This window comes from Halobellus litoreus (genome assembly GCF_024464595.1).
Classification (GTDB): domain Archaea; phylum Halobacteriota; class Halobacteria; order Halobacteriales; family Haloferacaceae; genus Haloquadratum; species Haloquadratum litoreum.
In genome coordinates, this window is record NZ_JANHAW010000001.1 from 330,306 (window position 1) to 350,762 (window position 20,457).

The 20,457-nt window shown below is 68.5% G+C and carries 27 protein-coding genes; 18 read left to right on the forward strand and 9 right to left on the reverse strand.

Annotation, left to right across the window (positions count from 1 at the left end; genetic code table 11):
- Complete coding sequence (gene mvk / locus NO360_RS01665) at positions 1-1,059, reverse strand: mevalonate kinase (RefSeq protein WP_256305636.1); 1,059 nt, start codon at positions 1,057-1,059, stop codon at positions 1-3.
- A gap of 148 nt (positions 1,060-1,207) precedes the next feature.
- A complete protein-coding gene (locus tag NO360_RS01670) occupies positions 1,208-1,516 on the reverse strand; it encodes a hypothetical protein (protein ID WP_256305637.1) in 309 nt (102 codons plus the stop codon).
- A gap of 123 nt (positions 1,517-1,639) precedes the next feature.
- Here NO360_RS01670 and NO360_RS01675 point away from each other — a divergent pair, with 123 nt between their 5' ends.
- A complete protein-coding gene (locus NO360_RS01675; RefSeq protein WP_256305638.1) occupies positions 1,640-2,698 on the forward strand; it encodes a M20/M25/M40 family metallo-hydrolase in 1,059 nt (352 codons plus the stop codon).
- A 258-nt stretch (positions 2,699-2,956) separates the two neighbouring features.
- Positions 2,957-3,433, forward strand: coding sequence for a 50S ribosomal protein L11 (locus NO360_RS01680; RefSeq protein ID WP_256305639.1), 477 nt, complete (start codon positions 2,957-2,959; stop codon positions 3,431-3,433).
- A 141-nt stretch (positions 3,434-3,574) separates the two neighbouring features.
- Here the strand turns inward: NO360_RS01680 and NO360_RS01685 are convergent, their stop codons facing one another.
- Together NO360_RS01685 and NO360_RS01690 are read right to left on the reverse strand one after the other, a co-directional pair.
- The gene (locus tag NO360_RS01685; RefSeq protein WP_256305640.1) at positions 3,575-3,784 is read right to left on the reverse strand and encodes a TOBE domain-containing protein; all 210 of its coding nucleotides are present in this window, start codon (positions 3,782-3,784) and stop codon (positions 3,575-3,577) included.
- A gap of 117 nt (positions 3,785-3,901) precedes the next feature.
- The gene (locus tag NO360_RS01690; RefSeq protein ID WP_256305641.1) at positions 3,902-4,537 is read right to left on the reverse strand and encodes a helix-turn-helix domain-containing protein; all 636 of its coding nucleotides are present in this window, start codon (positions 4,535-4,537) and stop codon (positions 3,902-3,904) included.
- A gap of 99 nt (positions 4,538-4,636) precedes the next feature.
- On the opposite strand from NO360_RS01690, the gene NO360_RS01695 reads away from it, so the two are divergent.
- From NO360_RS01695 to NO360_RS01725, 7 genes are all read left to right on the forward strand, one after another.
- Positions 4,637-4,957 carry a HalOD1 output domain-containing protein gene (locus NO360_RS01695; protein WP_256305642.1) on the forward strand — a complete coding sequence of 107 codons (321 nt, stop codon included), beginning with the start codon at positions 4,637-4,639 and terminating at the stop codon, positions 4,955-4,957.
- Positions 4,958-5,228: 271 nt separating this feature from the next.
- Positions 5,229-5,867, forward strand: coding sequence for a 50S ribosomal protein L1 (locus NO360_RS01700; protein ID WP_256305643.1), 639 nt, complete (start codon positions 5,229-5,231; stop codon positions 5,865-5,867).
- Complete coding sequence (locus tag NO360_RS01705; protein ID WP_256305644.1) at positions 5,864-6,913, forward strand: 50S ribosomal protein L10; 1,050 nt, start codon at positions 5,864-5,866, stop codon at positions 6,911-6,913. Before NO360_RS01700 ends, NO360_RS01705 begins: the two co-directional genes overlap by 4 nt.
- An 18-nt stretch (positions 6,914-6,931) precedes the next feature.
- Complete coding sequence (gene rpl12p / locus NO360_RS01710; RefSeq protein WP_256305645.1) at positions 6,932-7,270, forward strand: 50S ribosomal protein P1; 339 nt, start codon at positions 6,932-6,934, stop codon at positions 7,268-7,270.
- Positions 7,271-7,431: 161 nt separating this feature from the next.
- A complete protein-coding gene (locus NO360_RS01715) occupies positions 7,432-8,691 on the forward strand; it encodes a tripartite tricarboxylate transporter permease (protein WP_256305646.1) in 1,260 nt (419 codons plus the stop codon).
- Between the two features lie 101 nt (positions 8,692-8,792).
- The gene (locus tag NO360_RS01720; protein ID WP_081927459.1) at positions 8,793-8,972 is read left to right on the forward strand and encodes an HVO_2753 family zinc finger protein; all 180 of its coding nucleotides are present in this window, start codon (positions 8,793-8,795) and stop codon (positions 8,970-8,972) included.
- A gap of 3 nt (positions 8,973-8,975) precedes the next feature.
- On the forward strand, positions 8,976-9,242 hold the full coding sequence (locus tag NO360_RS01725) for an elongation factor 1-beta (protein ID WP_256305647.1): 267 nt from the start codon (positions 8,976-8,978) through the stop codon (positions 9,240-9,242).
- A gap of 143 nt (positions 9,243-9,385) precedes the next feature.
- Here NO360_RS01725 and NO360_RS01730 read toward each other — a convergent pair whose 3' ends face one another.
- Entirely contained in the window at positions 9,386-9,652 is a 267-nt protein-coding gene (locus NO360_RS01730) for a glycine zipper domain-containing protein (protein ID WP_256305648.1), read from the reverse strand.
- 175 nt (positions 9,653-9,827) lie between these two features.
- Between NO360_RS01730 and NO360_RS01735 the strand changes: the two genes are divergently transcribed.
- The 8 genes from NO360_RS01735 (at position 9,828) to NO360_RS01770 (ending at position 16,239) form a co-directional block, all read left to right on the forward strand.
- Positions 9,828-10,118 carry a 50S ribosomal protein L21e gene (locus NO360_RS01735; protein WP_256305649.1) on the forward strand — a complete coding sequence of 97 codons (291 nt, stop codon included), beginning with the start codon at positions 9,828-9,830 and terminating at the stop codon, positions 10,116-10,118.
- 11 nt (positions 10,119-10,129) lie between these two features.
- Positions 10,130-10,486: an RNA polymerase Rpb4 family protein gene (locus NO360_RS01740; RefSeq protein WP_256305650.1), complete on the forward strand. Its 357-nt coding sequence runs from the start codon at positions 10,130-10,132 to the stop codon at positions 10,484-10,486.
- Between the two features lie 76 nt (positions 10,487-10,562).
- The gene (locus NO360_RS01745; RefSeq protein ID WP_256305651.1) at positions 10,563-11,210 is read left to right on the forward strand and encodes a DUF655 domain-containing protein; all 648 of its coding nucleotides are present in this window, start codon (positions 10,563-10,565) and stop codon (positions 11,208-11,210) included.
- Between the two features lie 129 nt (positions 11,211-11,339).
- Entirely contained in the window at positions 11,340-12,206 is an 867-nt protein-coding gene (locus NO360_RS01750) for a 16S ribosomal RNA methyltransferase A (RefSeq protein WP_256305652.1), read from the forward strand.
- A 13-nt stretch (positions 12,207-12,219) separates the two neighbouring features.
- Positions 12,220-13,401: a mechanosensitive ion channel family protein gene (locus NO360_RS01755; RefSeq protein ID WP_256305653.1), complete on the forward strand. Its 1,182-nt coding sequence runs from the start codon at positions 12,220-12,222 to the stop codon at positions 13,399-13,401.
- On the forward strand, positions 13,398-14,084 hold the full coding sequence (locus tag NO360_RS01760) for a HemK2/MTQ2 family protein methyltransferase (protein WP_256305654.1): 687 nt from the start codon (positions 13,398-13,400) through the stop codon (positions 14,082-14,084). The genes NO360_RS01755 and NO360_RS01760 overlap by 4 nt, the downstream gene beginning before the upstream one ends.
- A gap of 80 nt (positions 14,085-14,164) precedes the next feature.
- Positions 14,165-15,175, forward strand: a complete 1,011-nt coding sequence (locus NO360_RS01765) for a 5-methyltetrahydropteroyltriglutamate--homocysteine methyltransferase (protein ID WP_256305655.1) — start codon at positions 14,165-14,167, stop codon at positions 15,173-15,175.
- Positions 15,175-16,239, forward strand: coding sequence for a methionine synthase (locus NO360_RS01770; RefSeq protein WP_256305656.1), 1,065 nt, complete (start codon positions 15,175-15,177; stop codon positions 16,237-16,239). Before NO360_RS01765 ends, NO360_RS01770 begins: the two co-directional genes overlap by 1 nt.
- Before the next feature lie 158 nt (positions 16,240-16,397).
- Here the strand turns inward: NO360_RS01770 and ndk are convergent, their stop codons facing one another.
- From ndk to rpl7ae, 4 genes are read right to left on the reverse strand one after another with little or no spacing between them, the layout of a single operon-like run.
- Complete coding sequence (gene ndk / locus NO360_RS01775; protein ID WP_256305657.1) at positions 16,398-16,862, reverse strand: nucleoside-diphosphate kinase; 465 nt, start codon at positions 16,860-16,862, stop codon at positions 16,398-16,400.
- Complete coding sequence (locus tag NO360_RS01780; protein WP_256305658.1) at positions 16,859-17,050, reverse strand: 50S ribosomal protein L24e; 192 nt, start codon at positions 17,048-17,050, stop codon at positions 16,859-16,861. The genes ndk and NO360_RS01780 overlap by 4 nt, the downstream gene beginning before the upstream one ends.
- A 3-nt stretch (positions 17,051-17,053) precedes the next feature.
- The gene (locus tag NO360_RS01785; RefSeq protein WP_049986948.1) at positions 17,054-17,278 is read right to left on the reverse strand and encodes a 30S ribosomal protein S28e; all 225 of its coding nucleotides are present in this window, start codon (positions 17,276-17,278) and stop codon (positions 17,054-17,056) included.
- A 6-nt stretch (positions 17,279-17,284) separates the two neighbouring features.
- Entirely contained in the window at positions 17,285-17,647 is a 363-nt protein-coding gene (gene rpl7ae / locus NO360_RS01790; RefSeq protein WP_103990237.1) for a 50S ribosomal protein L7Ae, read from the reverse strand.
- A gap of 313 nt (positions 17,648-17,960) precedes the next feature.
- Between rpl7ae and tmcA the strand changes: the two genes are divergently transcribed.
- On the forward strand, positions 17,961-20,375 hold the full coding sequence (tmcA, locus tag NO360_RS01795) for a tRNA(Met) cytidine acetyltransferase TmcA (protein WP_256305659.1): 2,415 nt from the start codon (positions 17,961-17,963) through the stop codon (positions 20,373-20,375).
- Positions 20,376-20,457 lie beyond the last annotated feature (82 nt).

Sequence of the window (20,457 nt, forward strand, 5' to 3'; positions counted from 1 at the left end):
TCACTTCGCCTCCGCGTTCGTCGATCCGTCCGTCGCCGCGGTCGTCGGCCGCTCCGCGCGGACGCCCTCGCGGTCCAGTTCCGCGCGGAACGCGTCGCGACACTCCGCGGTGTACCGGAGCGCCGTCCGCGTCTCGGGCGTCTCGTCGAGCGCGACGATGCAGCCGCCGCCGCCCGCGCCGGTGAGTTTCGCGCCGTGCGCGCCGGCCTCCCGAGCGGCCCAGACCATATTGTCGAGCGTGCGCGAGGAGACGCCGAGGGCTTCGAGCAGGCCGTGATCGAAGTCCATCAGTCGGCCGAGTTCGGCCAGGAGTTCCGGTTCCGGATCGGACGCCGGGTCGGCCGCGGCGAGCAGCGACTCCCCTTCCATGACGATGTCACCGATGCTCTCGACGGTGTCGGCGGCGAAACCGTACTCCTCGCGGAGCGAGCGGACGCCCGCGACGAGCTCGCCCGTGTCGCCCGCGCCGCCGTCGAAGCCGACGACGAAGGGGAGGTTCGGCGCGTCGATCCGGCGGCAGTCGTCGCCTTCGACCCTGACCGCGCCGCCCATCGCCGAACAGAACGTGTCCGCGCGCGAGGCCTGCCCGTCCTGGACGTCGTACTCCGCGCGGTAGGCGCGCTCGGCCAGTTCTTCGGGAGCGAGTTCGACGCCGAGTTCCCGCGTCGCGGCGTCGATGCCGGCGACGACGACGGCGGCCGAAGAGCCGAGGCCCGCACCGAGCGGGATCTCGCTCTCGACGCGGATGTCGAACCCGGCCGCGGGCGCGTCGGCGGCGTCGCGGGCCTGTTCGACCGCGGCGTCGACGTAGCCCACGCCGGCGTCGACGAGGCCCGCCGGGACGTCGACGTCGGGGCGATCCTCGATGTCGTCGGCGTACTCGACGGTGAAGCCGTCGAGGCTCAGATCCCGGGCTTCGACCCTGATGTGGTCGTCCTCGCGGGCGTCGACGGTGACGGTGGCCCGGCGCTCGATGGCGCACGGGACCGCGGGTTCGCCGTAGACGACCGCGTGCTCCCCGAAGAGGTACACCTTGCCGGGGGCGCTTGAGACGGTCATACGGGAGGCATACCGTGGACGGCGCTTAAGCTATCCGACTGAAATCGACCCTCGGGGATCCGGGCAGCGCCGGCTCCGGCAGTCCCGCGAGCGTCCGGCAGTCGGGGTCACGAGGGTCGACTCCGACAGTGCCCGCGGGTCGGTCGCGTCACTCCTCGGCGAAGTCGTCGAGTTCCGTCAGTTCGAGATCGTCGTCGCCGCGGAGGTACTTCGCCGCGGCCGCGAGCGCGACGAGTAGCACGAGCGCGACGAGCGCGCCGATTCGGAGCCGTCCCGAATCCTCCCCGAGCGGGGTACCGGTCTCCTCGGTTCCGCCGGACCCATCCGATGACTCCTCGCCATCGGCTTCGCTCGACGCCGCCTCGTCACCGGAGCCGCCGATCGCGGGGGCGGTGTTCGTCGCGCTGAAACTGAGGCCGTCGTGGAGGTGAATCTCGAAGAACGTGAACTCGGTCATCTCAAATTTCGGTACGCCGACAGGAATCATAACCGTTGCGGACGGCGGGGCGAGACGCGCGACGACGAATGTCTAGCATTTATCATTCGGTGCTTTCAGGTATCGGGCAGTCGGAGCGGTCGTATGGACGAAGACAGACGCACGTTTCTGACAGATCTGCTGACGACGCCCAGCCCCTCGGGGTTCGAGGCCGTCGGCCAGCGAGTGTGGCTCGACTACGTTCGCGAGTTCGCCGACGAGGTTTGGACGGACGACTACGGCAACGCGGTCGCGGTCCACGAGGGGCGTTCCGACGCCTCGATCGCGTTCACCGGCCACGCCGACGAGATCGGGTTCATCGTCCGCGACGTGACCGAAGAGGGCTTCCTGCGGATCGCCCCGATCGGCGGCGCGGATCGGACGGTCTCGAAGGGCCAACACGTGACCGTCCACGCGGAGGCCCCGGTCGCGGGCGTCGTCGGGCAGACGGCGATCCACCTGCGCGACCGGGAGGCCGAGTCCTACGACGACATCGACGAGCAGTTCGTGGACGTCGGTGCCGAGGACGGCGAGGAGGCCGAAGACCTCGTCGAGGTCGGCGACCCGGTGACCGTCGAGACCCGCGTGCGGCCGCTGCAGGGGACTCGACTGGCCGCCAGAGGAATGGACAACCGCGTGGGGATCTGGTCGGCCGCCGAGGGGCTCCGCTCGGCGACCGAAGCCGACGTCGACGCCACGGTGTACGCCGTCAGTACGGTGCAGGAGGAGGTCGGCGTCCAGGGCGCGAAGATGATCGGGTTCGACCTCGACCCCGACGCCGCGGTCGCCGTCGACGTGACCCACGCCACCGACAACCCCGACATCCCGGGCAAACGCACCGGCCCGGTGGAACTCGGGAGCGGGCCGGTGGTCTCCCGCGGCAGCGCGAACCACCCTTCGCTGGTCGAACTCGCCCGCGATTCGGCCGCCGACGCCGACGTCGACGTGCAGTTGCAGGCGACCGGGACGCGGACCGGCACCGACGCCGACGCGTTCTACACCGCCCGCAGCGGCATTCCCGCGCTGAATCTCGGGATCCCGAACCGGTATATGCACACCCCCGTCGAGGTGATCGACACGGCCGACCTCGACGCCGTCGCCGAGCTGCTGGGGTCGGTCGCGGCCCACGCCGGCGACGCCGCACCGTTCGGCCTCGACCTGTGAACGTCGTGGCCGACGACCGGTGACTGACGGGGCGGACGGCCAGTGAATGACGGGGCGGACACTAGCAAGCGTCGAGGAGTGACGGCCGAGAGAGTCGGTCGGCGGTCGACGCCATAGTCGACCCGGGGCCGAACCATTTCGATCGTCAATCCCAAGCGATCGCCTCTCGCGTTCCGACCGCAGACGCCGTGCCGCTCCCTCGCACGGCCGTTCGGCCGAAAGAAAACCGTTAAAAGTCGCCGCAGGGTGTTGTGAGGTATGGCTGGAACTATCGAAGTACTCGTTCCCGGCGGGGAGGCGAACCCCGGTCCGCCGCTCGGTCCGGAACTCGGACCGACTCCTGTGAACGTGCAGGACGTCGTGCAGCAGATCAACGACGAGACCGCCGCATTCGACGGGATGGAAGTCCCCGTCACCGTCGAGTACGATGACGACGGCTCCTTCTCGATCTCTGTCGGCGTTCCGCCGACGGCCGAACTCGTCAAAGACGAGGCCGGCTTCGAGACCGGGTCGGGCGAACCCCAGAAGAACTTCGTCGCCGATCTGACCGTCGAACAGGTGAAGAAGATCGCGGAGCAGAAGTCCTCGGACCTGCTCTCCTACGACTCGTTCAACGCCGCGAAGGAGGTCGTCGGCACCTGCACCTCCCTCGGCGTCACGATCGAGGGCAACGACCCCCGCGAGTTCAAACGGCGGATGGAAGACGGCGAGTACGACGACGTCTTCGCGGAGTAAGCAGGCCGCCGCGCGTTCTGTCACTCCCGGCGACTGCCGTTCTCTCCCCGGTTCTCTCGTCGTCCGGTTCGATACGAGACAGGGTACGCACAGCGGCGTCTATCGTGACGCACCGCAGACTGGACTCGACCGGGCCCGTGCTCACTCGCTGTCGATCATCACCTCGCTGGCCTTGATCACGGCGGCGACCTCGTCGCCTTCACGCAGATCGAGGCGGTCGGCGGACCCGCGCGTGATCGTCGAGGTGATCTCCTGTCCGCCGCCGAGTTCGACGACGACCTCCGCCATAATGTCGTCCTTCTCGACCGACGTCACGGTTCCTGTAAGCCGGTTTCTGGCGCTCAGTGCCATACCGAGTAATCGCCGCCGGAGAGCAAATACGTGTCGGCGAGTCAAAATGTACCGTCGGGTCGATGCCGTCCGGTGGCACTCCGACCTCGCTCGCAGTACGCACCCGACGGCCGCCGATCAGACGAGTGTCGTCTCGATCAACCGCTTGTGTCCCCGGCGAAGCCGGTCCGCGACGGCCTGCCGCGAGATGCCCAACTCGTCGCCGATGGCTGCGAGCGTCGTCTGCCGCGGCGAATCGAAGTACCCTCCCTCGTAGGCGCTTCGGAGTGCCGTTTCCTGGGCGTCCGTGAGGCCGACGCCCGACGGCGACGATTCCTCGTGGAAGATCCGTTCCAGGCGGAACGGAATCCCCTGTTCCCGACAGTACTCCCTGAGCGTCCCGAGGGCCGCTCGGTGCGGAACGCGGGCCCGAACGTGGTACTCGCCGTTCCGGAGTTCCATATTCAGATACGCGATGTCCTCTTCGACTGCGACGTGATAGGTGCCCCGAGTGTCCGTCTCTTCGGTGTAGGTGACGACGTAGTAGGCCGTCTCCGCGAACTTCGTGAGCACGGTGTACTCCTTCACGGTCGGGTCCGCGTCGAGAGCCGCCTCGAACTCGTCGAAACGGGCCCCGTACGCCGTGAACACGAACTTGTGCGGACGGTCACCCTTGAGCACGATGTCTTCGCCGGAGAACCGCATTTCCGGGACGGCTTCCGACGCGTGCGCCAGCGGCGGGATCTCGACGCAGAACTCCGCGATGAAGCTCATACCGTCATATGTTCGTCAGAAGATAAAACTGACAGGGCTACTTGAATGGTTACTTAGTCAATGGTCACCGACTTGCCTCGGCACCGAGTATTTACGCCAATGAGCGTATCAAGCGGATTGGAAGCCCCTGCCGAAGAGACCTACCACTACGAGCGCGAGCCCGGCGAACCGGTCAGCGAGGCGGTCGTTACGGCGGTGAGCGAGTTTTCCGACCGTCCCGTCGTCACGCCGCAAATCGGCGCATCCGACGAGGACGCGGACGTGCTGCCGCCGCTCTACGACTACGTCGATACCGATGCGCTCGACGCGCTCGTGACTGGAAGACGCGGTGCAGACGCGGGGTTTTCGGTAACGTTTACGTACGGAGCGTATCTGGTGACCGTCCGGAAGTGGGTCGTCACCGTCACGCGGTCCGACTGACGATCGAATAGCGGGGTACAGCGGACGTGCCTCGATGAGAATCTCCGTTGGACTATCGGTTGGTAGCGACGGCACTATTGCGGGCGGGTCGGCCCGGGTGCCACCGTGCCGACGGTTCCCACGAATCCGGCGTCTCGGGGCCGAATCCGGGCGGTACGCGGGAACTGCTTCGACGGACTTAAGGCCGCCATACCCGTTCGATCCGACGAGACAGGCAGACGCCTGTTTCACTGACCCGTAGGAGCAATCCTGCGTACTACGGAGGTGAATAATGGCAGATACGATAGTTGACGCAGTCGCTCGCGCGCTCGACGAGGCACCGCCGCGGAACTTCCGCGAGACGGTCGACCTCGCCGTCAATCTGCGCGATCTCGACCTAAACGACCCCTCGAAACGTGTCGACGAGTCTGTCGTCCTGCCCGCCGGTACTGGGCAAGAGACGCAGATCGTCGTCTTCGCGAGCGGTGAGACAGCGCTCCGAGCCGAGGAGGTCGCCGACCAGGTTCTGGACGGCGACGACCTCGAAGACCTCGGAGACGACACCGACGCGGCAAAAGACCTCGCCGACGAGACCGACTTCTTCGTGGCCGAAGCCAGCCTGATGCAGGACATCGGCCGCTTCCTTGGGACGGTTCTCGGTCCGCGCGGTAAGATGCCGACGCCGCTCCAGCCGGACGACGACGTCGTCGAGACAGTGAACAGAATGAAGAACACGGTGCAACTCCGCTCCCGCGATCGCCGGACGTTCCACACCCGCGTGGGTGCACAGGACATGGACCCCGACCAGATCGCGGACAACGTCGACGTCATCGTCCGTCGTCTCGAGGCGAGCCTGGAGAAGGGCCCCCTCAACATCGATTCGATGTACGTGAAGACGACGATGGGCCCGTCCGTGGAGGTACCCGCATGAGCGAGAGTGCCGCCGCGAGACGGACGGAGACGATCCCCGAGTGGAAGCGCGAGGAGGTCGCCGAACTGGTCGACTTCCTCGAGGGCTACGACTCGATCGGCGTCGTCGACGTCGCCGGCATCCCGAGCCGCCAGCTACAGAGTATGCGGCGGGAACTCCACGGGAGCGCGGAACTGCGGATGAGCCGCAACACGCTCACCGTCCGCGCCCTCGAGGAGGTCGACGACGGCCTCGAAGACCTGACCGAGTACGTCTCGGGACAGGTCGCCCTCGTCGGCACCAACGACAACCCCTTCGGGCTGTACAAGCAGCTCGAAGCCTCGAAGACGCCCGCGCCGATCAGCGCCGGCGAAGTCGCGCCCAACGACATCGTCATCCCCGAGGGTGACACGGGCGTCGACCCCGGCCCGTTCGTGGGCGAACTCCAGCAGGTGGGCGCGGCAGCCCGCATTATGGACGGCTCGATCCAAGTCACCGAGGACTCGAAGGTCCTCGACGCCGGCGAGCCCGTCTCCGAGGAACTCGAAGGCGTCCTCTCGGAACTCGGCATCGAGCCGAAGGAAGTCGGCCTCGACCTGCGGGGCGTCTTCTCCGAGGGCGTCCGCTTCGAGCCCGACGAACTCGCGATCGACGTCGACGAGTACCGCGCGGACATCCAGTCCGCCGCCGCAGCCGCACGGAACCTCTCGGTCAACGCGAGCTACCCGACGGCGCAGACCGCGCCGACGCTGCTCGCGAAGGCCGCCGGCGACGCGAAGGCCCTCGGCCTGTTCGCCGCCATCGAGGACCCCGACGTGCTGCCCGACCTCGTCGCGAAGGCCGACGCGCAGGTCCGCGCGCTCGCCGCCCAGATCGACGACGAGGAGGCGCTCCCGGAGGAACTCCGGGGCGTCGAGGCGCCCGCGCCGGCCGCTGACGAGGCGGACGACGCGGACGACGAAGAGGAATCGGCCGACGAAGACGACACCGAAGACGAAGCCGACGCCGACGACACCGACGACGATGACGACGACGGTGCCGAGGGCCTCGGCGCGATGTTCGGATAACTACAGAGGAACACGACAATGGAATACGTTTACGCAGCTCTCACCCTGAACGAATCGGGCGCAGAGATCAACGAAGAGAACATCACCGCGGTCCTCGAGGCCGCCGGTGTGGACGTCGAAGAGTCCCGAGTGAAGGCGCTCGTCGCCGCGCTCGAGGACGTCGACATCGACGAGGCCGTCGAGACGGCCGCCGCCGCTCCCGCGCCCGCCGCGGGCGGCGACTCCGGTGCCGTCGAAACGGCCGACGAGGAAGAGGAAGCCGAGGAGGCCGAGGAGGCCGACGAGGCCGAGGAAGCCGACGACGAGGACGAGGACGAAGAGGCCTCCGGCGAGGGTCTCGGCAACCTCTTCGGCTGAGCCCGGACGCTCAGAACGAAGACGCCGACCGTCCCATCCGGACGTCGCGCAGCCCCTTCGATTCGATTTCTTTCGACGCTTCGTGACCAGCGGCGGCGCTGTCGGACGGGTGTGGTCCCACCGCGAACGTTCAAGTACCAGAGCGGGACCACTGCGTCGCGATGGCGTCGCCCTCGATCACACTCGCGTACGCGCTCCTCGGCGTGGCGCTCGGAACGCTCACGGGGCTGATCCCGGGGCTCCACGTCAACAGCGTCGCGTTCGTCCTCGTTGGCGTCGCGCCGAGCGTCGACGGCCCGCCGGTGGCGGTCGGCGCGGCGATCCTCGCGGCCGGCGTGGTGCACACGTTCCTCTCGATCGTGCCCGGACTCGTCCTCGGCGTCCCCGACGCCGCGACCGCGCCGGGAGCCCTCCCGGGTCACCGACTCGTCCTCGCGGGTCGCGGGCGGGAGGCGATCCGGCTCTCGGCGGTGGGAAGCGGCGTCGCGCTCGCGGGGGCGGTCGCGGTCGCGCTCCCGCTGTCGCGCGTCGTCGCCGCCGGCCGTGAGTGGCTCCTCGCCGCGCTGCCGGTCCTGCTGGCGCTCGTGGCCGCGCTGTTGGTCCTCGCGGAACCGACCCGACGAGCGCGCCTCGGCGGTGTCCTCTGTCTCGGCGTCGCGACCGCGCTCGGCTTCCTGACGCTCGATCTGCCCGCGACGGGCGTGCTGACGCCCGAGGGAGCGGCGTCGATGCTGGCCCCGATCTTCGGCGGGCTGTTCGGGGCGCCGATCCTGCTCGACGCGCTCGACGCCCGTGGGGCGATCCCGCCGCAGGATGGGACGACGCTCGGACTGTCGCGAATCGAGGCGGTCCGGGCCGCGCTGGCCGGCGTCGGCGGGGGCGCGCTCGTCGGCTACCTCCCGGGCGTCTCCGCGGGCGTCGCCGCGGTGCTCGCCCTCGGCGGGGCGGGCGGAAGCGGGCCCGCGGGGCGCGGCTCTGACCGCGCCTACGTCGTCGCGACCAGCGGGGCCGACACGGCGACGGCCGTCTTTGCGGTCGCCTCGCTCGCGGTCCTCGGCGCGCCACGCAGTGGGGTGACCGTCGCGCTCTCGTCGCTCGTGGGGCCGGCGGGCGACGGGTCCGCGATCGCACCGATGGGATTGCTCGGAATGCTCCTGGTGATCGTTTTCGCCGCGGGCCTCGGCATCGTGCTCCTGCTCATCGTCGGCGAGCGCTATCTATCGATCGTGCGTCGCCTGCCGCGCCGGCCGCTGCTCGTCGTCGTCCTGGGGCTCCTGCTCGCGCTCGCGGTCGGCTTCGCGGGCCGGATCGGCGGGGCCGTCTTCTGTCTCGCCGCGCTCGTCGGACTGCTGCCGCCCCGAGTCGGCGCGCGACGCGTTCACCTGATGGGGGTGCTCTTCGGGCCGATCGCGCTGGGTTGAGCCGTCGGGACGGGCAACGGGAGGACGCCCCCGCGACCGACGGGTCCACCGGGGAGCCGGGAAAGACAACCGTTAAAAGTCGCCGCCGGGTGCTCTATGGTATGAGCCAGTCCGAACAGCGACACGCCCGACAGTGCGTGTCCTGTGGCATCAACATCTCCGGCATGAGCGCGGCGACGTTCAACTGTCCGGACTGTGGCCACGAGATCTCGCGGTGTGCGAAGTGCCGAAAGCAGAGCAACCTCTATGAGTGCCCCGACTGCGGGTTTATGGGACCCTGAACGATGGGAAAGGTAGCTGCCAAGATCAAGGTCATGCCGAACAGCCCCGATATCGACCTCGACGACCTCCAAGAGCGGCTCGAACAGTCGCTGCCCGAGGGCGCGAAGATCAACGGGTTCGAGCGCGACGACGTCGCGTTCGGGCTGGTCGCGCTGCTGCCGACCGTGATCGTCCCCGACGACGCGGGCGGCACCGAGGCTGTCGAAGAGGCGTTCCACGACGTCGACGGCGTCGAGAGCGTCTCCGTCGAAAACGTCGGCCGCATCTGACGCCGTAGCCGACGGTTCTTCTCGACCGGCCGATCTCGCGGCCGGTGATCGATACAACCCCGATAGCGATCGCCGTGTGCGCCGTCCAGGCGGTTCCTCGTCCGAAGCGCCCGACTGCGTCGCCGGCGACCCTCGCGCGCTCGCTACTCCTCGCGCTGCAGGAACAGCAGACCGACCAGCGGCGAGAGGATGAAGCCGGTCCCGAGCGCGAGCAGGAGCGGCAGCCCGCCGGCGTCGAGGGAGGCCGCGGCCGCGACGCCGACCACCGCACCGAGAAGGATGCTCACCGAGACGCCGAGCCCGAACGTTTCGAGCCGGGAACTGGAATCGTGATCCACCGATCCGCCGCCGTCGGTGGCGCGATCGATCTCGTCGGGGAGCTGGCCGCCGGAAGCGTGTTGCTGTGCCATACCCGGCCGTACAACGCCCGGTGGTTTAGATTTTGTCGAGACGCGGCGGCGGCGCCGGGCGCGGCGGCGACAGAGTACGATCGGAACCGACACGTCGTCCCGGGTCGCCCCCGTCGACTGACGGAACGGGAACGTGCGTTTTATAACCGCGTCGGAAGTACTGCCTCCAACGACTATGCCGAGTTCCAACGGTCCACTTCACGGTACGCGAGGAAAGCTCTCGAACAAGCCGCGCGAGCGCGGGACGTCGCCGCCGCAGCGCGCGATCGCGGAGTACGACGAGGGCCAGAAGGTCCACCTGAAAATCGACCCGAGCGTTCGCAAAGGTCGGTTCCACCCCCGTTTCAACGGCCACACCGGCGAGGTCGTCGGCAAACAGGGCCGCGCGTTCAAGGTCCGGATCGTCGACGGCGGCAAAGAGAAGACGCTCATCGCTCGCCCCGCCCACCTGCGCGCTCAGGAGTAACTCCGACGCCGATGACCATCTTCAAAGAGAAGGTAGACGAGGAGTACTTGACCGTCTCGGAGGTCAAGACCCTCCTGGAGGACGTCGAAGCCGAGCGCGCCGCGGACGAGGATCGAGAGCTGCGCTACGAGCTGGCCCGCGCCATCGAACACGTGAACCGGTTCGCCCACCTCGACCCCGAGGAGTCCCGAGACCTCGTCGAGGAACTCCTCGAACTGGAGAAGGTCGACGCGACGACGGCGATCAAGATCGCGGACCTCCTCCCGCAGAGCCGGGACGAACTCCGTGCGGTGTACGCGCAGGAGCGCTACGCGCTCAGCGGCGACGAACTCGACGACGTGTTGAACGTCGTCGCGAAGTACGTCTAGAACCGAGCGTCCGCCCCGCTCGGTTGCGACTTCTCACGGCCAACTATTTAAATAGACCCTCGCCGTACGTCACGATATGACCACGACCGAGAGCGGAGACGCCGACGGCCCGACCGACTCGGCAGGCGACGACGCCGACCGGACGGGCGAACGCGAATCCGACCCCGAGGACGTGCGCTACGCGGTCGTCCTGGATCACCTGCCTCACGGACGCGCGGACGACGACCGGCCTCGTCACCGGAAATCACCGCTCGCGTACGCGCTCGGCGAGCGCGACTTCCGCCTCTTCGAGGTGACGCTGTCGGACGACGCGGACGTCTCGATCGGTGACCGCGTCGTGATCGGCCCGACGGAGGCGCGCGACGCCGTCTCGGGGTTCAAACAGGTGACCTACGACGACCTCTCGAACACCGCGAACGCCGAGCTCGAGTACGCGATCGAGGAGATCGTCGACGCGAACGAGCGCCGCTTCGTCGACTTCTACAACGACGCGCAGCCGATCACCCTCCGGCTCCACCAGCTGAACCTGCTGCCCGGGATCGGGAAGAAACTCCGGAACAACATCCTAGATCAGCGCAAGCGCGGCCCCTTCGAGAGTTTCGAGGACGTCGAAGATCGCGTCTCGGGCCTCCACCGGCCGAAGGAAGTCCTCGTCGAGCGGATCTTAGAGGAGTTGCGCGACGACGACCTGAAGTACAAGACCTTCGTCGGCCGCGAGTCCTAGCACCCGCCGCTAGTACCGGAAGCGCCGGCGTAAGCGGCCGGAGTCTCGGTGTCCCGATCCTCCGGACCTGGCGCGGCGGTGGAATCGCGACCCGAGACGTTTACACTCTCCCACCCGCAACGGACGGCAATGACTGATACGACGCCCGGCGGGGCCCCGGAACCTCGTGATCCCGACGACCTGCGCCGTCGGGCGGGGGTGCGCGGCGACCCGGATCGGGATCAGCACTTCCTGGTCGACGACCGAGTGCTCGATCGGATTCCCACGTACCTCCCCGAGGACGCCGACACCAGCCACCTCCTCGAAATCGGAGGCGGGACGGGCGCACTCACCGATCGGTTGCTCCGCGTCGGCGACGAGGTGACCGTCGTCGAGCGCGACCCGCCGCTCGCGGCGTTCCTCCGCGAGGAGTTCGCGGAGGCGGTCGACGCCGGGCGGTTGCGGGTGGTCGAGGGCGACGCCCTCGACGTCGACCTCCCCGAGTTTTCCGCCGCCGTCTCGAACCTCCCGTACGGTATCTCCTCGGAGATCACCTTCCGACTGCTCCCCGAGAACCGTCCGCTCGTGTTGATGTTCCAGCGGGAGTTCGGCGAGCGGATGGCGGCCGAACCGGGCACCGACGCGTACGGACGGCTGTCGGTCACGGCGCAACACTACGCCGACGTCGAGGTGGTCGAAATCGTGCCACCGACGGCGTTCGACCCCGCGCCGGCGGTCGAGAGCGCGATCGTCCGGCTCCGGCCGCGGGAGCCGGACTACGTCGTCGACGACGAGTCGTTCTTCTTCGACTTCGTGAAGGCGCTCTTCACCCAGCGTCGCAAGACGATCCGAAACGGGATCCGGAACACGGCGCACATCTCGGGACTGTCGGACCCCGAAGCGGTCGTCGCCGCGGTCGAGGGGGTAAACGAGGACCTGTTACGTGCGCGGGCGGGGTCGCTCGCGCCCGAAGCGTTCGCGGAGCTGACCGCAATCGCGGACGAGCACGGTCGCTGAGTTCCACCAATCTATGTTCGGAACCCTCCAGACGTCGTTCGGCGGTCTCGGCGGAATCGGAAGCGCACTGGTGCGTCTCTCGGAACTGGTCCCGACGTTCACCGGCCGGATCGCCGTCACCTTCGCTATCGGCGTCGCCACGATGGCGCTCCTGGCCCGGACCGACCGACTCCACGAAGCCGCTCCCGAGCGCCTGCCGTCGACGGCGTGGCACCTCTTGATCACGCTGGGGACGATGCTCGCCGCGGCGACGGCCGGGGTGGCGATCGTCGGCGTCTGGGGGCTCTCGGACGAGTTGATCGGCGTCTTCGGCCAGAACTACGGTCCCGAGACGCTCGTCAGGATCGGCATCTCGGCGCTGTTTCTGATCGGCGCGTACACGATGACGGGGCTGGTCCGACAACTCGCCGAGGAACTCGCGGAGACGCGATCGTCGATCGGCGAGCACGAGGGCGAGATCGCCTTTCGGCTCGGGCAGGTCACGCTGTACCTCCTCGCGCTCGCGATCATCCTCTCGCTGTGGAACGTCAACGTCGGCGGGTTCCTCGTCGGCGCGGGGTTCCTCGGGATCGTCGTCGGGATGGCGGCCCGACAGACCCTGGGGGCGCTCCTGGCGGGGTTCGTCCTGATGTTCTCTCGACCCTTCGAGATCGGCGACTGGATTCAAGTGGGCGACTACGAGGGGATCGTGACCGATATCACCATCGTCAACACGCGCATCCAGACGTTCGACGGCGAGTACGTGATGATCCCCAACGACGTCGTCTCTTCGGAGAGCCTGGTCAACCGGAGCCGGAAGGGGCGGCTCCGCATCGAGGTCGAGGTCGGTGTCGACTACGACGCCGATCCCGAGCGGGCCGCGACGATCGCGAATCGGGCCGTCTCGAAGCTCGACGATCCGATGAACGTCCCGACGCCGCAGGTGGTGCTCAAGCGACTCGACGACTCCGCGGTCGTCCTCGGCGTGCGCTACTGGATCGACAACCCGAGCGCCCGGCGGAAGTGGCGCTCGAAGACGGCGGTGATCGGCGCGGTCAAAGCGGCGCTGGAGGAAGAGGACATCAAGATCCCGTTCCCGCAGCGGGAACTGATGGGCCGAACCGAGGACGGCGGGTTCGTCCTCGCCGGCGACGAGCGGCCCGCACAGCGACAGGTGGAACCGACGCCGGACGGCGGCGACGGGGGCGACTCGTGACCGAACGGACCGCACGGGACCTCGCGGCGCGGCGCGGCGTCGAGACGAACGTGTACCAGCCGGCGGAGGACTCCGGGCTCCTCGCCGACGCGATCGAGAAGCGTGGCCGGGGGCGGCTGTTGGAGGTCGGCACCGGCTCGGGCTGGGTCGCCGCACGGGCGGCCCGTGAGGTCCCGGACGTGTCGTCGGTCGTCGCGAGCGACCTGAGTCCGCACGCCTGTCGGGCGGCGCGGCGGCGTGCCGTTGAAGGCGGCCCGGAGGAGGCTGGCGTCAGCGATTCGACGGGCGACCGCACAGAACCCGATGGATCGGGATCGCTCTTCGACGTCGTGCGCGCGAACCTCGTGTCCCCGTTCGCCGACGACGCGTTCGACACGGTCGCGTTCAATCCCCCGTATCTCCCCACGGACCCGGAAAACGAGTGGGACGACTGGATGGAGCGGGCGCTGTCGGGCGGGGAGTCCGGTCAGGAACTGATCGACCCGTTCCTCGAGGCCGTCGGTCGGGTGCTCGCCCCCGGCGGCGTCGGGCTCCTGCTCGTGAGTTCGCTCACGGGGTACGACGCGGTTCTCGACCGAGTCGACGCGTGCGGCTTCGACCACGAGGTCGTCGTCGAAGAGTCGTATCCGTTCGAGTCGCTCTCGGTGCTCGCGCTGACCGCTACCGGGGGATCTTCCCAGTGACGAGCGGAAACAGACGAATCACCTACAGTAATAATACACTTTAGCAAATATTAAGCAGCGGCATTTCGTAGCGACCGTCGATGACTGAACTCGTCGCGACGACGCCGGGACTGTTCCCGCTTCCGGGCTGGGCGAAGTCGGAACTCTCGGAACTGAAGGGCCGTCAGAAGGTCGATCTCATCTCGGGCGACGAGTCCGAATCGGTCGTCTCGGCGTACGGACGGGCCCGCGCGGAGATCGTCGACGACCAGTTCGACGCGGGTCTGGATCGGGTCGTCGAGGGTCAACTCCGCTGGGACGATATGATCGCCCATCCGCTCGCCGTCCACGACAACGTCGAGACCGGTCGGATCAGCCGGTACTACGACAACAACAACTTCTACCGGAATCCCCGGGTCGTGGGCGAGTTGACTCCCTCCGGCGACGTCGCCGAGGAGTTGGTGGCCGCTCGGGACCTGTTCGACGACGCCGCTCCCCTCCAGGCGGTCCTCCCGGGGCCGTACTCGCTGGCCGATCTCGCGACGGACGAACACTACGGCGACGACGGCCAGTTCCTCTCGGCGGTCGCGGACTTCCTGGCCGGCGAAGTCGAGTCCTTCCCCGCCCACGAGACGCTGTTTTTGCTAGAGCCGTCGCTCGTCACGAACCCGCCGGGGGACGACCTCGCGTCGGCCGTTCCCGAGGCCATCGACGCCGTGGCCGCCGCGACCGGCGCCGACGTCGTCGTCCACACCTACTTCGGCGCGCTCGACGAGAAGACCTACGCGCACCTGATGGACGCCGACGTCGCCGCGTTCGGCCTGGACCTCGTCGCCGACGACAGAGAGCAGACCGTGTACAACGCCGTCGAGTACGGCGTCACCGGGGACGTCGCGCTCGGCGTCGCCGACGGGCAGAACACGCTCGTCGAGTCCGCGGAGACGCTGCGGGAGCGCGCGGCGTGGTTCACCGACCAGGTTCCGGCGACCGACTTCGGGACCGTGTATCTGAGCACGAACACGGAGACGTTCTACCTCCCGGTCAACAAGCACCGCGCGAAACTCGCCGCGTTGGCCACGGCCGCCGACCTCGACACGGAGGTGACGGCCTGATGGTCCGGAACCCCGACAACCGGGCGCAGTTCAGGCCGGGTGATCACGACGCCGAGCACTTCCTCCTGACGACCGTCGTCGGGAGCTACCCGAAGCCGACGTGGCTCAACCGGGCGAAGGACCTCTCGGAGGATCCCGACGCGGCGTTCGACGACACGGACCTGAAGGAGGCCTACGACGACGCCGCGCGCCTGATCACGCACGAACACGAGCGCGCCGGTCTCGACACGGTCGTCGACGGCGAGATGCGCCGCGAGGAGATGGTCGAGTACTTCGCCCACCGGATCCCCGGCTACGAGTTCAACGGCCCCGTGAAGGTGTGGGGACACAACTACTTCGACAAGCCCTCGGTCGTCTCGGAGGTCGAGTACGACGAACCGTGGTTGTTGGACGAGTTCGAGTTCACCGCGGGCGTCGCGTCGAGACCGGTGAAAGTCCCGATCACCGGGCCGTACACGCTCGCGCGGTGGTCGTTCAACGAGGCCTACGACGACACCGAATCGCTCGCCTACGACCTCGCGGACCTGGTCAACGAGGAAGTGAGGGGCCTCGTCGACGCCGGCGCGCGCTACGTGCAGATCGACGAACCCGCGCTCGCGACGACGCCGAACGACCACGCGATCGTCGGCGAGTCGATGGAGCGCATCGTCGACGGCATCCCCGAGGAGGTCCGGGTCTGTCTGCACGTCTGCTACGGCGACTACTCCCGCATCTACCCGGAGATCAACGATTTCCCGATCGACGAGTTCGACGTCGAACTCTGCAACGACGGCTACGAGCAGATCGACGTGTTCCGGGGCACCGAGTTCGAACCGGACCTCGCGCTCGGCGTCGTCGATGTCCACGACGCCGAAGTCGAGTCCGTCGCGGAGATCAAACGCAATATCCAGCAAGGGCTGAAGGTCGTTTCGCCCGACCGGCTCACCGTCTCGCCGGACTGTGGCGTGAAGTTGCTTCCGCGCGAGGTGGCCTACCGGAAGATTTCGAATATGGTCCAGGCCGCCCGCGAGGTCGAGGCCGAACTGGACGCCGGCGAGATCGAGGTCGCCGCGCCGAAAAGTTAGTCGTCCCCGATCGGATACTCGGTGCCCGGGCCTCTACGTCCGGCCCCGACTACGCGTCGCTCTCTCCTCTCTGCAGACCGGGAGGTGTCCACCCCGGCCTCATCGAACGGATGAGAGACCCCGTCGATCGCGACGGGGAAAACGAATCGGCGAGCGACCTACTCGTACAGCCAGGGAGCGTCGATCCGCTCGTAGTCGAGCAGTTCCTCGTCGTCGAAGAAGAGGTCGATCTCTCGCTCGTTCGCGCCCTCGTCCTCGTGATCGGAGGCGTGAATGACGTTGCGGCCGAGGTCCAGGCCGAAGTCGCCGCGGATCGTGCCCGGGGCGGACTCGGCGGGGTCGGTCTCGCCGACCATCGAACGGACCTGTCGGGTCGCGTCCGCGCCCTCCCAGACCATCGCGAAGACCGGGCCGGAAGTGATGAAGTCGACGAGGCCGTCGAAGAACGGCTTATCGGCGTGCTCGCCGTAGTGTTCGTGAGCGAGCTCGTCGTCGATCTGCATGAACTTCCCGCCGACGAGTTTCAGCCCGCGCTCCTCGAACCGGGAGACGATCTCGCCGATGAGGCCGCGCTGGACGCCGTCGGGCTTGACCATCACGAACGTGCGCTCGTCGTCGCTCATTCGTTGCCGCCCTCGTTACGGCCCGCTTCGGTCCACTCTAGATCGCGGGGCTCGCGGCCGAGCCGGTAGTTCTTCTCGGCCTTCGAGTCCTTGAAGTGGAGGATCGTTCCGTCCTTCTTGACGAGCATCGTGCCCGTGCCGGGTTCGATCTCCTCGCCGGTGTAATCGCACGTGCGCGTTTCGACCATTGGTTATCGACCTCCGATGGAGTCGGCGTCCCGCTGCGTCTCGCGAAGCTGCAGGATGTCGCCCTCGCGGACGGGGCCCAGGACGTTCCGCGTGATGATGCGGCCCTGGTTCGAGCCCTCTCGGATGCGGCACTTGACCTGCATGGCCTCGCCGTGCATCCCTGTCTTGCCAACGATCTCGATGACCTCCGCGGACGTCGAGTCGCTGGCGGTCTCTTCTGCGCTCATCGTCGCTTACCGCAGTTCCTCGAGCTTCGCGGCGATGTCTTCGACGTCACCCTCCGAATCGCCGGCGTCGACGATGGCGGCGGCGGCCGAGCCGACCTCGAGGCCGGCGGCCTGGCCGACCTCGTCCTGCGTCTCGATGAAGACGTAGGGGATCCCCTTCTCGTCGGCGAGTTCGGGCAGGTGCATCACGATCTCTTCGGGCGAGACGTCCTCGGCGACGAAGACGAGCTCGGCGGTGCCGCGCTCGACGGCCTTGGTCGTCTCGTTGGTTCCTTTCTTTACGGTTCCTGTGTCTCGGGCGACCTCGAGGGCCTCGAGGGCATCCTCTGCGAGGTCGGCTGGGACGTCGAATTCTACGTAGACTGGCATTGGTTGTTCACCTCTCCTGCTCGCGGGCTCGACTGCCCCGCCGGAAATACCGGTTTCCCTGACGGCGGGGAGTATCATCAACCCCGGGCAGGCTGTACACTTCGGTTGCTCCGGATCGCATAAAAGCGCTTTCAATGGCGCCGTGCCGTGGCACGTCGACACACGCGGCAAAGTCGTTGCCACTGCCCCACGGACGACTATCCCACGGACCGTCGTCGGCGACCGAACCGCCACCTCTCGTGGCCGACCATACCCACCGGCCCCGCGGAGAATCGAACGCAATTTCCTTACACGGTCGGGACGATCCCAGCGTATGAACGTCGCCGCCCTCGCAGCGGACCTCCGCGCGGCGGCCCGGCGGACGGACCACCGACGCCTGCTCGTCCTCGCGGGCGAGCGGGACGCCGGCATCGACGCCGCTTTCGACGCCGTCGAGGGAGCCCAAATCCCCGACGATGAGACGACGATCGTCTCGGCGACCGACGGGTTCCGGTTCGACCGCGTGGCTCCGACCCAAGCGAGCGAACTCCTCGGCACCACGCGGACGGCGGTGATCTACGACGCGCACGAGGACTTCTCACCGAACGTCCTCGGCCGGCTCGTCGGCACCGTCGACGGCGGCGGGCTGTTCGTCCTGCTGGTTCCCCCGCTGGACGCCTGGCCCGACCGCTCGGGGTCGTTCGAGTCCTCGCTGGCCGTTCCGCCCCACAGCGTCGACGACGTCGGGGGGCGGTTCCGCGAGCGCCTCGTCGGGACGCTCCGCGATCACCCGGGAGTGGCCATCGTCGACGTGGACGCCGGGACCGTCGAACGCCGCGGCGACGCCGACGAGTCCCCGTCGACGCGGTCGGCCCCCGGGACGCCCCCGGCCGGAACGCGGCGGTTTCCCGCCGCGGCGTACGAAGCCTGCCTGACCGCGGATCAGTCGCGCGCGCTGCACGCGCTGGAAGCGCTCGGTGACGCCAGCGAGGGAATCGGTGACGCCGGCGAGGGAACGAGCGGGACCCGTCGGACCGCGAGCGGCGACACCGACGGGGAGCGACGGCGCGCCGTCGTCGTCGAGGCCGACCGCGGCCGCGGGAAGTCGAGCGCGGCCGGCCTCGCTGCCGGGTCGCTCGCCGCCGAGGGTCGCGACGTGCTCGTCACCGCGCCGGACCGACGGAACGCGTCCGATCTCTTCGCGAGAGCCGAAGAGTTGCTATCGGCGACCGGCGCCTCAGACGGCGGCGAGCGAGCGACGGCGACGCAGACCGATGCGGGCGGCGATACGTTGCACGCGAAGGGCGGCGGCCGGGTCCGCTACGCGCCGCCGGCCGCGGCCGCGGATCTCCCGGGGTCGCCCGACGTCGTGCTCGTCGACGAGGCGGCGGCGCTGCCCGTTCGGCTGCTCTCTTCGTACCTCGACGCGCCGGCGGTCGCCTTCTTCACCACCGTCCACGGGTACGAGGGGGCCGGTCGCGGGTTCTCCGTGCGCTTCCGAGAAGAGTTGGCCGCGTGCGACCACGACGTGACCGAAGTGACGCTCTCGGAGCCGATCCGGTTCGCGCCCGCCGACCCGGTCGAGTCGTGGGCGTTCCGCGCGCTGCTGCTCGACGCGCGCCCGCCCGTCGCGGCCCTCGTCTCGGACGCGTCGCCGTCGTCGGTCACCTATCGGGCGATTTCCCCCGACGAACTCGCCGCCGACGAACACCTGCTCCGGGCGGTGTTCGGCCTCCTCGTGCTCGCGCACTACCGGACGGAGCCGGACGACCTGGCTCGTCTTCTCGACGCGCCGAACCTCCGGGTTCGGGTGCTGGAACACGAGGGCCACGTCGTCAGCGTCGCACTGCTCGCCCGCGAGGGCGGGCTCGACGCCGAGACCCGGCGCTCGATGTACGAGGGCGCGCGGGTCCGCGGCAATATGCTCCCGGACGTGTTCACGAGCCAGCTCCGCGACGAGGCGGCTGGCGTCCCGGTGGGCTACCGCATAGTCCGCATCGCCACGCACCACGCCGCTCGCTCGCGGGGGCTGGGTTCGAGGCTCCTCGCGGAGATCCGCGCGGAGTTCGACGGCGACGCCGACTACCTCGGCGTCGGGTACGGCGCGACGCCGGAACTGCTCTCCTTCTGGAGGGCGAACGGCTACGAGACGGTCCACCTCTCGACGACGCGGAACGAGTCCAGCGGCGAGTACTCCGCGCTGATGTTCGACCCGCTCTCGGAGGCGGGACGAGCGCTCTGCGACCGACACGGTCGCTGGTTCCGCGACCGCATCGGCGACCTGCTCGCCGAGCACCTCCGCGACGCCGACCCCGACGTGGTCCGCGGCGCGCTGGCGGCCTGTCGGGCCGACGTCCCACTGGATCTCTCCGACTACGAGTGGCGCGTCGTCGTCGGCGTCGCGTTCGGTCCCGGCCAGTACGCGACGGCCCCGCGCGCGTTCCGTCGCCTCGCGCTCGCGGCGCTGATCGGCGGCCGGGGCGAGAACCGCGACAGCGACGCCGACGAGGGGGCGTGCGACACCACCGTCGCGGCCGGTTCCGGGACGCCGCTGACGCCGCGGGAGGAGCGACTGCTCGTCGGGAAGGTGCTGCAGGCCCGGCCGGCGGACATCGTTGCCGACGAACTGGGGTACGCGTCCGCCCGGCAGTGCCTCCGGGCGCTGGGGGCGGCGTACGAGTCGCTCGTGGATCGCTACGGGGCGGAAAACGAGGTCCTCGAGGCCGAGCGCGAGCGGTTCGGTGGATGAGTCAGGGGGACCTCTCGGGTCGACAGCGCACGCCGAACACCCGACGCGACCGACAGCAGCGTTCATCACCGTCGACGGCGAC

Coding starts and splice junctions, on each gene's coding strand:
- rpl12p (WP_256305645.1), top strand. CDS start 6,932: ATGGAATACGTTTACGCAGCTCTCACCCTGAACGAATCGGGCGCAGAG.
- NO360_RS01745 (WP_256305651.1), top strand. CDS start 10,563: ATGACCACGACCGAGAGCGGAGACGCCGACGGCCCGACCGACTCGGCA.
- NO360_RS01785 (WP_049986948.1), bottom strand. CDS start 17,278: ATGAGCGCAGAAGAGACCGCCAGCGACTCGACGTCCGCGGAGGTCATC.
- NO360_RS01770 (WP_256305656.1), top strand. CDS start 15,175: ATGGTCCGGAACCCCGACAACCGGGCGCAGTTCAGGCCGGGTGATCAC.
- NO360_RS01735 (WP_256305649.1), top strand. CDS start 9,828: ATGCCGAGTTCCAACGGTCCACTTCACGGTACGCGAGGAAAGCTCTCG.
- NO360_RS01725 (WP_256305647.1), top strand. CDS start 8,976: ATGGGAAAGGTAGCTGCCAAGATCAAGGTCATGCCGAACAGCCCCGAT.
- NO360_RS01740 (WP_256305650.1), top strand. CDS start 10,130: ATGACCATCTTCAAAGAGAAGGTAGACGAGGAGTACTTGACCGTCTCG.
- tmcA (WP_256305659.1), top strand. CDS start 17,961: ATGAACGTCGCCGCCCTCGCAGCGGACCTCCGCGCGGCGGCCCGGCGG.
- NO360_RS01695 (WP_256305642.1), top strand. CDS start 4,637: ATGAGCGTATCAAGCGGATTGGAAGCCCCTGCCGAAGAGACCTACCAC.
- NO360_RS01730 (WP_256305648.1), bottom strand. CDS start 9,652: ATGGCACAGCAACACGCTTCCGGCGGCCAGCTCCCCGACGAGATCGAT.
- NO360_RS01720 (WP_081927459.1), top strand. CDS start 8,793: ATGAGCCAGTCCGAACAGCGACACGCCCGACAGTGCGTGTCCTGTGGC.
- NO360_RS01755 (WP_256305653.1), top strand. CDS start 12,220: ATGTTCGGAACCCTCCAGACGTCGTTCGGCGGTCTCGGCGGAATCGGA.
- rpl7ae (WP_103990237.1), bottom strand. CDS start 17,647: ATGCCAGTCTACGTAGAATTCGACGTCCCAGCCGACCTCGCAGAGGAT.
- NO360_RS01780 (WP_256305658.1), bottom strand. CDS start 17,050: ATGGTCGAAACGCGCACGTGCGATTACACCGGCGAGGAGATCGAACCC.
- NO360_RS01685 (WP_256305640.1), bottom strand. CDS start 3,784: ATGGCACTGAGCGCCAGAAACCGGCTTACAGGAACCGTGACGTCGGTC.
- NO360_RS01705 (WP_256305644.1), top strand. CDS start 5,864: ATGAGCGAGAGTGCCGCCGCGAGACGGACGGAGACGATCCCCGAGTGG.
- NO360_RS01715 (WP_256305646.1), top strand. CDS start 7,432: ATGGCGTCGCCCTCGATCACACTCGCGTACGCGCTCCTCGGCGTGGCG.
- NO360_RS01675 (WP_256305638.1), top strand. CDS start 1,640: ATGGACGAAGACAGACGCACGTTTCTGACAGATCTGCTGACGACGCCC.
- ndk (WP_256305657.1), bottom strand. CDS start 16,862: ATGAGCGACGACGAGCGCACGTTCGTGATGGTCAAGCCCGACGGCGTC.
- NO360_RS01750 (WP_256305652.1), top strand. CDS start 11,340: ATGACTGATACGACGCCCGGCGGGGCCCCGGAACCTCGTGATCCCGAC.
- NO360_RS01700 (WP_256305643.1), top strand. CDS start 5,229: ATGGCAGATACGATAGTTGACGCAGTCGCTCGCGCGCTCGACGAGGCA.
- NO360_RS01690 (WP_256305641.1), bottom strand. CDS start 4,537: ATGAGCTTCATCGCGGAGTTCTGCGTCGAGATCCCGCCGCTGGCGCAC.
- NO360_RS01765 (WP_256305655.1), top strand. CDS start 14,165: ATGACTGAACTCGTCGCGACGACGCCGGGACTGTTCCCGCTTCCGGGC.
- NO360_RS01680 (WP_256305639.1), top strand. CDS start 2,957: ATGGCTGGAACTATCGAAGTACTCGTTCCCGGCGGGGAGGCGAACCCC.
- mvk (WP_256305636.1), bottom strand. CDS start 1,059: ATGACCGTCTCAAGCGCCCCCGGCAAGGTGTACCTCTTCGGGGAGCAC.
- NO360_RS01670 (WP_256305637.1), bottom strand. CDS start 1,516: ATGACCGAGTTCACGTTCTTCGAGATTCACCTCCACGACGGCCTCAGT.